The 12,695-nt window shown below is 62.1% G+C and carries 11 protein-coding genes; 6 read left to right on the top strand and 5 right to left on the bottom strand.

Annotated elements, in window-relative coordinates:
- Positions 1 to 175: 175 nt before the first annotated feature.
- The 3 genes from K8I61_17585 to K8I61_17575 form a co-directional block, all read right to left on the bottom strand.
- Positions 176 to 622, bottom strand: coding sequence for a hypothetical protein (locus tag K8I61_17585; protein MBZ0273855.1), 447 nt, complete (start codon positions 620 to 622; stop codon positions 176 to 178).
- A 291-nt stretch (positions 623 to 913) separates the two neighbouring features.
- Positions 914 to 1,138 carry a hypothetical protein gene (locus K8I61_17580; protein ID MBZ0273854.1) on the bottom strand — a complete coding sequence of 75 codons (225 nt, stop codon included), beginning with the start codon at positions 1,136 to 1,138 and terminating at the stop codon, positions 914 to 916.
- A 244-nt stretch (positions 1,139 to 1,382) separates the two neighbouring features.
- The gene (locus K8I61_17575) at positions 1,383 to 2,279 is read right to left on the bottom strand and encodes a hypothetical protein (GenBank protein ID MBZ0273853.1); all 897 of its coding nucleotides are present in this window, start codon (positions 2,277 to 2,279) and stop codon (positions 1,383 to 1,385) included.
- Positions 2,280 to 2,420: 141 nt separating this feature from the next.
- Here K8I61_17575 and K8I61_17570 point away from each other — a divergent pair, with 141 nt between their 5' ends.
- A complete protein-coding gene (locus K8I61_17570; protein MBZ0273852.1) occupies positions 2,421 to 2,774 on the top strand; it encodes a hypothetical protein in 354 nt (117 codons plus the stop codon).
- Between the two features lie 448 nt (positions 2,775 to 3,222).
- On the opposite strand, the gene K8I61_17565 is transcribed toward K8I61_17570, so the two are convergent.
- Together K8I61_17565 and K8I61_17560 are read right to left on the bottom strand one after the other, a co-directional pair.
- Positions 3,223 to 3,423, bottom strand: coding sequence for a hypothetical protein (locus K8I61_17565; GenBank protein ID MBZ0273851.1), 201 nt, complete (start codon positions 3,421 to 3,423; stop codon positions 3,223 to 3,225).
- A 249-nt stretch (positions 3,424 to 3,672) separates the two neighbouring features.
- Positions 3,673 to 4,413: a hypothetical protein gene (locus K8I61_17560; protein ID MBZ0273850.1), complete on the bottom strand. Its 741-nt coding sequence runs from the start codon at positions 4,411 to 4,413 to the stop codon at positions 3,673 to 3,675.
- Between the two features lie 24 nt (positions 4,414 to 4,437).
- Between K8I61_17560 and K8I61_17555 the strand changes: the two genes are divergently transcribed.
- The 5 genes from K8I61_17555 to K8I61_17535 all read left to right on the top strand — a co-directional run bounded on the left by K8I61_17555 (position 4,438) and on the right by K8I61_17535 (position 12,682).
- On the top strand, positions 4,438 to 4,785 hold the full coding sequence (locus K8I61_17555; GenBank protein ID MBZ0273849.1) for a tetratricopeptide repeat protein: 348 nt from the start codon (positions 4,438 to 4,440) through the stop codon (positions 4,783 to 4,785).
- A 230-nt stretch (positions 4,786 to 5,015) separates the two neighbouring features.
- Positions 5,016 to 6,554, top strand: coding sequence for a hypothetical protein (locus tag K8I61_17550; protein ID MBZ0273848.1), 1,539 nt, complete (start codon positions 5,016 to 5,018; stop codon positions 6,552 to 6,554).
- Positions 6,555 to 6,608: 54 nt separating this feature from the next.
- The gene (locus tag K8I61_17545; GenBank protein ID MBZ0273847.1) at positions 6,609 to 8,870 is read left to right on the top strand and encodes a DUF3604 domain-containing protein; all 2,262 of its coding nucleotides are present in this window, start codon (positions 6,609 to 6,611) and stop codon (positions 8,868 to 8,870) included.
- 358 nt (positions 8,871 to 9,228) lie between these two features.
- Positions 9,229 to 10,779 (top strand): integrin alpha, encoded by a 1,551-nt coding sequence (locus K8I61_17540; protein MBZ0273846.1) that lies wholly within the window; start codon positions 9,229 to 9,231, stop codon positions 10,777 to 10,779.
- Between the two features lie 415 nt (positions 10,780 to 11,194).
- Positions 11,195 to 12,682, top strand: coding sequence for a beta-propeller fold lactonase family protein (locus tag K8I61_17535; protein MBZ0273845.1), 1,488 nt, complete (start codon positions 11,195 to 11,197; stop codon positions 12,680 to 12,682).
- The last annotated feature ends 13 nt before the right edge of the window (positions 12,683 to 12,695 follow it).

Genomic DNA, 12,695 nt, shown 5'->3' with positions numbered 1-12,695 from the left:
GCACGACGCCGCCGCCCGCACCGACGGTACCGCTCCCGGTTTCGTCGCCTTCACCCGCTCCGACCGCAACGCCGAATCCGACGCCGTAAACGCCGCGGTGGTCGCAAACGAAGGGCGCGGCCCTGCTCGAAACGGGGCCGCGCCCGGGTTTACGCGGCGCTTGATGCCCAGATCGTCAGCATCCGCACTCGCCGTCATCCTCCATTTTGATTTTTTCCGTGTCGTCGCCGTCGAACTCCATGTTTTTCGCGACCTTGGCGTTATAAACGACGCACATCTCGGTCCTCTGGTCCGGCGGCATCGTCTTGCCCATGACCCAGATTTCCGGCGCGTTGACCAGGTCGGACGGCAACGTCATTTCCGTGGCCTCTCCCTTGGTCCACTTTTTCCAGAAGCGATGACTCGCCTTGTCGTCGCCGCGGCCGATATGGATCTCAACCGCCTCGGCGGTGGTGTTTTTCGGGCACACCCGCAGCGACCAGCCGGTCTGTTCGGCCATCTCGCCCGGCGCGGGTGTCGCCTTGTCATCGCCGGCGGCATTCGTATTCGTCGCGCCGGCGACAAGGAAAAGCGTCGCCGCGAAAAACATCATCACAAACGAAACAACGATCGAATTTCGCATCTTGACCTCCTCGTCCGACCTCAGAAAATTTCAGGAGAAAAAAAGGTGCGTCGGACGTGGAGGTAGATTACCCGGCAAAACGGCTTTAGGGCGCGTGAATTCGCATTTCCGTAAGATCGACGCCGTGGGAAATCAAACGCTTTTCGACGCGGCAGGCCGGAGGAAGAACATCGTCGCGTGGGTCGTGAATGCCGCAAAACCCGGCCCGCGCGAAAAAAAACGGCGCGAGCCCACACGCTCGCGCCGTCGTCAATTGGCGCTTGTTCGGTTATCAATCTGGCTCGCGGGTCGTCACGAACCGGAGGTGTCTGGGTCCAATACAGACCGGACCATTGGCGGCGACGGAATTTTCTTTTTCTGGAAATCCCGCTTCGTATGCTCCTTTTCCATTTCATACATCGCGATCGCCAGCAGCGGGTCGCCGTCCCGCTCTTCCGTTCGCCCGCCACGGGGGGTTTCACCCATCAGCGCGAAAATTCGCCGTGTTTCCCGTTGAGTACGCTCAAATTCATCCATGACAGGCTCCTTTTTCCGCAATCGAATGCATTTCGATACGTTCAAGATACGTGGCATGGATGCGTAATTATGTATGATATCGCACAAAAATCCACGGTTGGCAGGCCTAAGCGCATAAATATCGCTCGCTATGCACATAAGCGATGGCGCATGCACGGGATTTTCGAAGGTCGATAAATGAAAGCGCCGTTGGCGCAAATCGCGACGAACGGCGCTATCGAACCCGATTCCGAACGGAAACGGATCAGGACGAGGGGCAGGCTTCCTTGAGCCGATCAAGGCCGAACGAGTCGGCAAAATCGGCGCAATCCTCGACGCCGGGAATCTCGATGTCCGCCTCGGCATCGAGAACAAGCTCGAAGTCTTTCAGCGAAAGATGCCAACCGAGCAATTCGTCGATACCCGGGCAATTTTTGGTCGTATTGGCGACCAGTCCCTCGACAAGGCACAGGCCGAACTTTTGAAACACGCCGGGCACGTCCGCGCCGTTGTCGACGTCCGCGGGGCGGTAGAGATTCTTGTAGCCGATGCCGATCGCCTTGGCATTGTTCAGCATGTCCACCAGGTGCGGGACGTTCGCGATGGACAGCTCGATCGATTCGCCCGGCGGGACCACGAATTGGCCGTTCTCGACGCGCTCGTCGGCGAACTGGATCGTCGTCGAATCGTCAAACGCCTCCGCCGCGGACGCCTCGCCCAAAAAGAGCTTGAACTCCGTCGGAACCGCCACATAATCGTCCGTCATGTTTTCGAATGAGAAATTGACGCCGACGCGCGTCACCTCGACGACGCTGCGGATCGCCTCGGTGATCTGGTTGTCGATGGCGACCGACAACACGCCGGGCTGCAGGATCTCAAGCGACGCTTCGCGCATCTTCTCCTCGACGTCGTCAAGGAAATCCAGAACGTCGTCGTTGTCGAAAAGGAAACTCATGCCGATATCGTCAAGCTCGTCCTCGACCGAGGCGGCCAGGCCGTCGAGCGTCACGTCGGTCGGGAAGATCGGCAACGCCAGCGGCAAAAGGGGGATAACGTTGCCCGTGAGCATGTCGCCGAGCACATTCGTGTCGCTGCACGACACGCCGAACGCAAAAACCGCGACGACCGCGGCCAGCATCAGGATCCGAATCCATCGCATCATAGTCCCTCCTGTCGAATTGGCGCGCGTCCTCGCCCGGGGCCGTACGCCGCTCAAAAGCCGGTCAACTCCAATGCAAACACCAATCGCCGTCAAGCGGCAAATCGACCTCGTGATCCGCGCCGGCGCGCCGGAGTCCTGTTGATGGACACGCCGCTCGATCTTGAGGATTGGCGCGCGCGCATCGATGCGGCATTGCGCGCGACGCTGCCTCGCCTGGGCATCCGCGTCGCGAGCGTCGAAAAGGGCGGCGCGTTTGGCACGGCGGCCATGGCGTGCCCCGTCGAGGAGCGCACGGGCGCGGACTGGGATCGCGAAACGGCTCGCGAAATCGGTGAGGCGCTCGCGGCCCGAATCGCCGAGCAGTTGATGGACGGCGACGCGCGCCCGGCCGGCGTGACGGTCGATCCGCGGCGCGTCACGCTCGAACACAAGGCGCCGCCCACGTTTGAAGCCGAGGTTATGGCGGTCCAGGTTCTGTATCGCTGGCGGGCGTGATTCGTTCGGACGCGCCGCGAAACGCGGACTTTCCCGCGATTATGGCGCGAAGGCCGCTCCGCGGCATCATCGGGCCAAGTATGTAATGTTATGGATTCAAACGGGACAATGTTCTATAATTTGACAAAGCCGAGAGACGACGAACAAATATTCGAGTCGATTAAAAAAATATCTTGACTTCTTCGCGTCCGCTAATCTACGGTTATTTTTGTGGCAACGAAGTGATTGGCGCTCCGATTTTTCGGATATTCGATTAAGGATATAAATGGAAGAAATGTCCATTTTTATAAGGACTTCGGGCTGTTGAGGGCGCATGAGCGATGCAGCCTTGAAGGTCCGTGGTGCAAAGGGGGACGATACCATGAAACGCCTGATTTTGATTGGTCGTTCAAAAAAGATTGTCGCGGATTATCGAAAGTTTTTCGTGGAATACGGTTACTCTGTGACGTTATTTCAGGGTGCCCTTCCATTGTCCGATCATCTCGGCGGGATCGTCGCGGACGCCTTTCTGGTTGACGGGTCGCTTCCGGAGGACGAGGTCGCGGAAACCGTCGGGAAGATCCGGTCGCTTGAGGAATGCCGGGAAACGCCGGTGGCCGTTCTGGATGCGCCGGGCGGCCGGACGCCGCCGCCCGGCGTCAACCGTCACGCGCCCGGGCCGGCTCATCCGCTCGAATTGTTGTCGCTTGTGGAGGAATTGATCCACCCGCCGCCCACCCCGTCGCCGACCGTGTCCCGCGAGTCCGATCGGCCGGTCGAGATCCGGTTGCGCCCGCCAGCCAAATTCCCGGCGGGTTCGGACGATCCGGCGTTCGTGCCCGAACCGGTCGCGGTACGTCCCGTCGCGTTCGGCAAGATGTTTTACAGGATCGCCCGCACGGATTCGCCCGGCGGCACCCTATGCCTGCGGCGCAACGACGATCGGCTCTGCGTCGAAATCCGCAAAGGCCGCGTCGTTCGCGTGGCCAGCAGTTTTATCGAGGCCGATGCGCTGGGCGCTTATCTGGTCAGCCGAGGCTTCATCACCGAACAGGAGCGTTACGACAGTTTCGAGCGTGCGAGATCCGGCCATCGGCGCCAGGGGGAAGAGCTTGTCGGAATGGGGGCGATAACCGCGCGCGACCTGCAGGACGCCCTGCGTCACCAGATTCTTCAGAAGTTGCTGCTGCCGTTTTCCCGTGTCTGGCGCGGGGCGACGATGGTCTTTCACGAAGGCGCGGCGCTCGATGAAGGGATCCGGATCAACGTTTCCGCGGGCGCACTGTTGCGCGACGCGGTCCTGAAAAGCCTCGATTCGCCGTCCATTCATCGCGCCCTGAAAAAACACGCCGGCGACGGCGGAACGATCCGGATCGACCACGGCGTCGAGGACGACGCGCGCATGCTCGAACTTACCTCGCTCAGCACGAAGGTGCTTGGGGAAATGAATGGCCGGCATGTCGCGGAAATTCTGGCGCAGCCCGGGGATAGCAATGTCGTCGCGCGCCTGGCTTTCCTCATCCTTCTGACCGATGCCGCGCGCATCGAGTCGCGTGCGGATCGCGCGGACGCGCCGGATGATTCTTCGCCGCGCGAGAAACCCGCGCCGCATTCCGCGGGTTCTCCGGCTGATTTCGGCCGGCTTGTCGAACAGGCGCATCTGGACGTCGATCAGAAGCGATATATGGCGGCCTGCGCCGGCGCACGTCTGGTCCTGGAGCTCGATCCGGGAAATCTCGTCGCTTTGGCCATTTTGGCCTTTTTACGCAACCGGTGCGCCGTGGAATGCGGCAACGAGTGCATCACGGAAGCTCGCCAGACCCTGCGGCGCGCGATCGCCGAACGTGAACCGTGCGCCGACGCGAGCTATTATCTTGGCTTGATGGAAAGCGAAGAAGGGCGGCGCGACCTGGCGCGCCGTCATTTCAAAACAGCGTTACGGATCGACCCGGACCACGAACGCGCCAGGCGGCAGTTGACCCTCGCGGAAATCCGCGATCGATCGAGTCGGCAAATGGGTTTTCGCGGATGAACCGGGCGTTGCGGCGGAATCGGGCCAAGTCAAGCGGGAGCGCTTGCGCAGGATCAATGGCGGACCGGCGAGCATTGAAAGATAATATCGCCGCCGGGCTTTTTCAGGCGGCGGCGCTTTGACCGAAAAATAAATGGGGACGGTGTGACATGAAACTAATCGTGTTGGTGGGTTCCTCGAACCGAATTCGGGAAACATATCCCGCTTATCTGAAAAACGCGGGATATCTGGTGAATTTATCGCGCGACGGCGCCGAACTCACCGAACATTTGCGGAATGTCGTTTACGACGGAATTCTGCTCGACGGCTATATGCCGCAGGACGAGATCGCCGCGATCGTCGATGCCATCCGGGCGGATGGCAATCATGAACACGCGCCGATCGCGATCGTGGCGCCGCGCCTGGATACGCGGCCGCCCCGCGGCGTCAATCTCGAATTGCCCGAGCCGCTCGATCCCGAGGCGCTTCTCGAAGCGGTCGAACGGATGATTCAATCTCCGCCGCCCAAATCGCCGGCCCGCCGAACGGAGCGGCGCGCGCCGGACGAGACGCACGAGGGTTCAACCGAGCCCGGCGGCAACGACGTAGACCGGCTGCGGCCGGTGGCCTTCGGCAAACTTTTTTACAAGGCGTCGGGCGAAACGTCACCCGGTGGCACGATCTGCATCCGGCGCGGCACGAGCCGACTTTGCATCGAAATCCGCCGGGGGCGCGTCCACCGGATGACCAGCGACTACATCGAGGGCGACACGCTCGGCTCCTACCTCGTCCGCCGGGGGGTCATCACCCGGCGCGAACGCGATGTCAGTCATGAACGGGCGCAGCGCGCGGGACGGAGGCAGGGCGAGGAACTCGTGGAGATGGGCGCCATCAGCCGGTACGATCTGCATGAGGCCCTGCGTCATCATATCCTCGAAAAGCTCCTGCTGCCGTTTTCCCGACTGTGGCGCGGTTCGCACGTGACCTTCCACGAAGGCGACACGCTCGACGACGGTGTGCGCGTCGATCTGCCCGCCGGGGTGCTGCTGCGCGACGCCATTTTGCGCCATCTCGAATCGGCCGCGGTCGTGCGAGCCCTGAAAAAACACCTGGATGCCGGCAAGACGGTGCACGTTGACGACGCGTTCACCGAGGCGGCCCGGACGCTGATGCTGTCGGACGCGGAGCGCGCGGCGATTTTCGCCATGGACGGGGTCGCGGCCACGGAAATCCTGGAGGCGTCGCCCGATCGCGAGGCGGATTCCCGCCGGATGTTTCTCGCGCTATTGACCGGCACGTTTCGCTTTGCGCGGACGAATGACGAAACCGCGGATGTCACCGCGACGACATTCGGTCAGACGCGGGCTTCGTTGAACGCACCGATTGCCGATGTCGCCGCGGCGCTGGCCTCGGCCCGGGACGAGATCGAACAGCAGCGTTTTCAGCGGGCCTGCGAACAGGCGCGTCACGCGCTCGACCGGGATTCGGAAAACAGCTCCGCGCTCGCCATTCTGGCGTATCTCCGAAACCGTTGCGCCATTGAATGCGGCGCGGAATGCATCGGCGATCCGCGCCGCGTGCTGCGCGGTATCCTGGCCGACCGGAATGACTGCGCGGACGCCAGTTATTATCTTGGCCTTCTCGAAAAGGAGGACGGCCACCCGGACCGCGCTTGTCGCCTGTTCGAGAGCGCGCTGCGCGCCGACCCTGAATATGCCCTCGCGCGCCGCCAACTCACGCTCTCCGATATCCGGCATCGCCGGGACAAGGATCTCGGATACCGGAACTGATCGCACGCGCCCGCCGCGCTGGTGCGCGCGTGAAATTTTCGGCAAGCTTCCCCGGTGCCGAATCATGATCGTGGATTTCGATGGCCGGCGGTCGCCGCCGCGCTCGTGGCGTTGACCGCCGGTTGCGGGAACGGCGACGACCTGTCCGCCGGCAACCCGGTGATCCCGGCGGCAGATCGGGCCTTCATCGCCGCGCGCGCCGGGCGACAAGCCCCGATCGTCGAGCGCGTGCGGTCCGGGCGCGGCGAGGCCGCGCCGCCGCCCGACACGTTGCCGATCCTGTTCGGCGATCTCCACGTCCATTCCACCTATTCGATGGACGCGTTTTTCATGTCGCTGCCGATGATGGGAGGCGACAAGGCCCATCCGGTTTCCGACGCCTGCGATTTCGCGCGCTACTGCTCCGATCTCGATTTTTTCAGCATCAACGACCACGCGGAAAACATCACCCTGCCTTTGTGGCGTGAAACCCGGCGCGCGATCCGCGCGTGCAATCAATATCCGGACGGCGAGGAGCCGGATGTCATCGCCTATCTGGGATGGGAGTGGTCGCACGTCGCGCCGTCGCCGAACGCGCACTACGGGCACAAAAACGTGATCCTCCGCGACCTCGACGACGACAAGGTCCCCGCGCGCCCGATCAATGCGCAAAGCCCTGACACGGCGCGCGCCATGGCGACGAAAACGCCGCTTTCGGATGTCGTGCGCCTTCTTGCCGCTGATCCGGCCAACGTGCCGTACCTGCTCGATCTGGTGGGCCTGCAAACGGCGGTCGCGGAAACGCCCGTGTGCGCAAGCGACGTGAACACGCGCAAACTGCCGGACGATTGCATGGAGACGGCCACGACGCCCGCGGAGCTGTTCCGGAAACTCGACGAGTGGCAAATGGAATCGATCGTCATTCCGCACGGAACGACGTGGGGGCTCTACACGCCGCCCGGCGCCTCGATCGACAAACAACTCGCGCCCGGGATGCACGACCCGGATCGCCAGATTCTCTTTGAGGTCTATTCCGGCCACGGCAATTCCGAGGAGCACCGCCCCTGGCGCGCGGTGGAGTTCGACGGGGACGGTACGCCGATCTGTCCGGCGGCGACGCGGGACTTCGAGCCCTGTTGCCGTCGAGCCGGCGAGATCATTCGTTCGCGGTGCGCCGATCCCGCGTCCGCCGAATGCCAGGTGAACGTCGACGAGGCGATGCGCATTTTTCTTTCGGCCGGCGCGGGCGGCATTCATACGGTCCCCGGCGCGACGGTCGCGGACTGGAAAGATTGCGATCAGTGCCGCGATTGTTTCAACGCCGCGTTCAGCTATCGCCCCGGCGGCGCGGCGCAGCGCGCGCTTGTGCTCGGCGGGTTTGACAATGAAGGCGAACCCGGGCGCTTCCGTTTCGGCTTCATCGCATCCAGCGACACGCACACCGCGCGCGCCGGCAACGGCTACAAGGACATCGACCGCCAGGAGATGACCGACGCCGTCGGCCCGACGAGCGCGCGCGTCGCGAACGTGGTGCGCCGTCCGCGCAGGGAGCGGCCGTACGCCATGTCGCTTTCCGACGCCGAGGACGAACTGCTGTCCGCGATCTCGCTGCCGCTTTGGGACTTCGAGCGCTCGTCGAGCTTTTTCATGACGGGCGGGCTCGTCGCCGTGCATGGGGCTACGCGCGAACGCGATTCGATCTGGGAAGCCCTGAAGCGCCGCGAGGTCTACGGCACGAGCGGGCCGAAGATCCTGCTTTGGTTTGACCACATCGCGCCCGGCGGCGAGCGTGCGCCGATGGGATCGATCGTCGAATCGGGCACGACGCCGCGCTTCATTGTCCACGCGGCGGGATCGTTCAAGCAGAATCCCGGATGCCCCGAACGCACGCTGCGCGCACTTGGCGCCGAGCGCACCGAGCGCGTCTGCCGGGGTGAATGCGATTTTCCGTCGGACGAACGCCGCCTCATCACGCGCATCGAGGTGATTCGCATCCGTCCGCAAGTGTTGCCGGACGAGCCGATCGAGGATTTGATCGAGGACCCGTGGCGCGTGTACGAATGTCCCCCGTCGCCCGAAGGGTGTTCGGCGACGTTCGACGATCCGGAATACGCGACGCTCGGCCGCGAGACGGTGTACTACGTGCGCGCCATCGAGGAGCCGTCGCCCGCAATCAACGCGGCGGGGGTGCGTTGCGAGTATGACGAATCGGGCGCCTGCGTGAAAGCCGATCCCTGCTACGGCGACTTTCGCACACCCTTTGACGACAACTGCGCTGTCATGAACGAAGAGCGCGCGTGGAGCTCGCCGATTTATCTGCTGCCGCGCATCAGGTGACAACGGGTGAGTTCGCGAACGTGCGTGTTGCAGCGCCAATATCGAAAAATCGCTTCTGGGCGGTCAATGTGAGCAAAGCAAGGATTTACGCACGTGTTGGCGCGGGACGAGACGCTTCGCGTCGATCAGAGTGACGACGTCGCGCCGGCATTTCTGAATTTGGCACTGAAATTTCTTTTTTTTTCGCGCTTGTTGGTTGTACAATGCTCGAAGTTGAATTTCGATCTTCCTGACGGCCTACGAGTGATCGAGGCAAAATATGAAAAATTCGTTTTTCTTTCTTGGCGTCGTGTCATTAATCGCAGTTTTCTCCAGACCGCTCGCATGGGCCGACGAACTGTTCGGCGTAGGCGTGGGCGTGGCAACGAGCCCGGCGTGGAGCGATGTCGGTGTCCGCACATACGCGACATTCGGCGAATCCGTGTCCGGTGCGGGCGACGTCAACGGCGATGGCTATGATGACATCATCGTCGGCGCCGGCGGCGGCATCTTTTGGCCGTATGCCGGCGGCGCGTACGCGTACTACTCGACGCCCAGCGGTTTCGCGCCGAATCCGGATTGGTCGATCGAGAGCCCTCGCTTTTTTGCCTTTCTGGGAACGGACGTTTCCGGAGCGGGTGATGTGAACGGCGACGGTTACGACGACGTGATCGTCGGCTCCGTGGGATTTACCAACGGCCAAATGGGGGAAGGTCGCGTCCTGCTCTTCCTCGGTTCTGATCAGGGAATTCAGTCGTCGCCTGCGATGGCATATGAGGGGCAGAAAGGGTACGCGTCGTTGGGCGGCGCCGTTTCGCAGGCTGGCGACGTAAATGGTGACGGATACGACGATGTCATCGTAAGCGCCCCGGATTACAAGTACGGCAATGCCGAGATGGGCCTCATTCTTGTGTTTCACGGAAGCGCCAACTTTTTTCAGCCCCCTGTCGCATGGTTTACACAAGGTGAACAGGCCGAAGCGAGCTTCGGAGGATCTGTTGCGCGAGCCGGCGACGTAAATGGCGACGGCTATGACGACGTCGTCGTCGGCGCGCGTTACTTCGACAACGGTGACTTCGAAGTGGGACGGGCGTATCTTTTTCTCGGCTCAGACAACGGTTTATCGACGACGCCGGCGTGGTTTTTCGAAGGCTCGTTTAAGAATGCGCGATTCGCGTCTACGGTTGACGGTGCCGGAGACATCAACGGCGACGGGTACGACGATGTCCTTGTAGGTGCCCCAGGATACAAAAATCTTGAGCCCGACGAGGGAGCCGCGTATTTGTTTTTCGGAACGGTATCCGGGCTGGAATCCACACCAGCGTGGGTGCTTGAAGGAAATGAAGTAGGGTTTGCGTTTGGAGCTTATGTTTCGGGCGCCGGTGATGTCAACGCTGATGGCAACGACGACGTTGTCATCGGGAGTTACCATGGGGGGTCGCTCGCCAAACCGTACGCTTTTGTTTTTCTGGGCGACGGCGCCACCCTCCAAAACGTCCCGGATTGGTACGCCGACGGGAGTCAGGCGTTCGGGCTTGGTATACCCGTCGCCGACGCTGGCGATACGAACGCGGATGGCGCGGCCGACATCATAATTGGAGCGCCGTACCATTCAGGAAAAGAACAGAGTTCTGGTTTCGCGTGCCTTTTTTATGGCGTCGATCCGACAGCCACGACGACCGTGCCGCCGTCCACGACGACGTCTACAACGACGTCGCCTACGACATCGACCACCGTGCCGGCGGATGACGACACCGGCGACGACGACTCCACCGATGACGACGCGTCCGACGATGACGCTTTAGACGACGACGCTTTTGACGATGACGCAATGGACTACGGCGAAAATCCGGACGACGCTTCAGTTGACACGGGCGATCCTGCCACCCTCGGCGACGATGGCGAAGATCGTTGCGGGGGCGGGGCATGATCGCCTTAGGGTCCGCGGTTCCGTGAGTGCGCGGCTCCGCGCCCGAAATGCGACGGCCGCGGCGATATTCCAATAGGCGTGCGCGCACGGCCGACAAACTCAATGACGTCGACCACGCCCGCGACATCAACGACGACAACGGTGCCGGACGACGATGACGATGACACCGCCGATGACGACGCAGACGACGCCGGCGACGAAGATGACGACTCGGCGGGGAACTGTTGCGGGTGCTGAGGTTGTCATGCAGCCGTCGCGCGCCGCGGCACGAAAATAATTCTTGACATACGTGTCCAGAATCGAATACTGGCGTCTTCATCCGGCGTCGGGTTGCCGCAAAAATCCGAATGACAGGACTGGGGCGCTGATCGGAGGCGGGAAGATATTTCCCCCCCCCTCGACTTCGGAGGGTGCCATGCGCCGTTTCTCTTTATTACGATGCGTCCTTTATACGTCGATATTTGCGGTCACGCCATTTCTGGGCGCATGCGATTTCGAAGACACAGACCGGCCCACGACCGCGCCGAACCCGGCGTCGATCGTCACGCCGCAAAAGACGCCGGGACAGCGTTACCTGTTCGCGTCGAACCGCTACATGGACCGCGTGTACCGGATCAATCTCGACAATCTGGACGACATCAAGGAGGTGAAGACCGGCAAGAAGCCGCGCGATGTCGATGTCAGCCCGGACGGCAATGCGGTCGCGGTCGCCAACGAGCAGGGCGGCTCGATCACGGTGATCGATTCCGCATCGCTCGCGGCACGAACGATCCACGTCGGGTTCTATCCGCGCGATGTCGCGTTTTCGCCGGACGGCAAGTGGATCGCCGCGGCGAACTTCAACAGCTCATCGGTCACGCTGATCGAGGCGGGGACGCTGTGGCAATGGAAGGTTCTCGTCGGGCAAGGGCCGGCCTCGCTCGCATTCGATCCCAGCTCGCGCTACCTCGCCGTGGCCAATTACGACAGCGACGACATCGAGATCGTCAATCTCGAGACGAAAGAAACGCTGCTCTCTTTCCTTCGCACGGCCTTGCATTACACGTCCGAATTTTTACTCGGGTATCCGTTTTTCGCGGACGACCTCACCGGCCTCATCGATCGCCCGCAGATCGTCAGCTTTGGGCCGGCGCGCACGCCGGGTGAGCGGTTTCTCGTCATCGGCAATCGGGAAAGTCCGTTCGAGGAACCGGGCAGCACGCAGCAGTTCTCGATCCTCGCCGTTCACTTTCCAGAAGACATGACGTTCGAGGAATTCATCGACGCGCTCGAGCAGGAGTTCGACGACGCCCTCAAGGGAGCGGATGACGACGACACCGGCGACGACGACGACACCGGCGGCGACGACGACACCGGCGATGACGACGACACCGGCGACGACGATGGTGACGCCTTCCAGATCGCGGAGCGTCCCGATCTGGAGATCCGTCAATCGATCGATCACATGTTCGGCCAGTTTGTGTCGTCGCCGATCAATCCGCGCGCGTTCATCTGGGGCCGCAACGGCAAGACCCTCTACTCGCTGCATTACGAGGCCGACGATCTCGGCCAGTCGATGAACGCGCTCGCCGCGTTTCGCCTGGACGACGACGGCGTGCTGCGTCAGGAGGCGGCGGTCGCGGTCGGCCTCAACCCCGTCGCCCTCGCCATGACCGACGACGGGGAGATCCTTGCTACCGCGAACAAGGGCGAAAGTTCCGTCACGCTCGTCCGCGCGGGTGATTGGCAACAGACGACCGTCGGCACGGAAGTGCGCCCCTACGCGCTGGCGTTCAACGCGAGCGGCACAAGGCTTATCGTCGTCCACGAAACGCAGCTCATGCCGCTTTCCGTCATCGACGTGGCGAACGGCCAGTCCAAAGTCGTCATCGAAAGTATCTCGATGCACCGATGGATCGAGTAGGGGGATCGGCAAT

It is taken from the genome of bacterium, from assembly GCA_019912885.1.
GTDB lineage: Bacteria > Lernaellota > Lernaellaia > JACKCT01 > JACKCT01 > JAIOHV01.
Note: the sequence above shows the minus strand (reverse complement) of the source record. Positions and strands in the feature narration are given on the sequence as shown.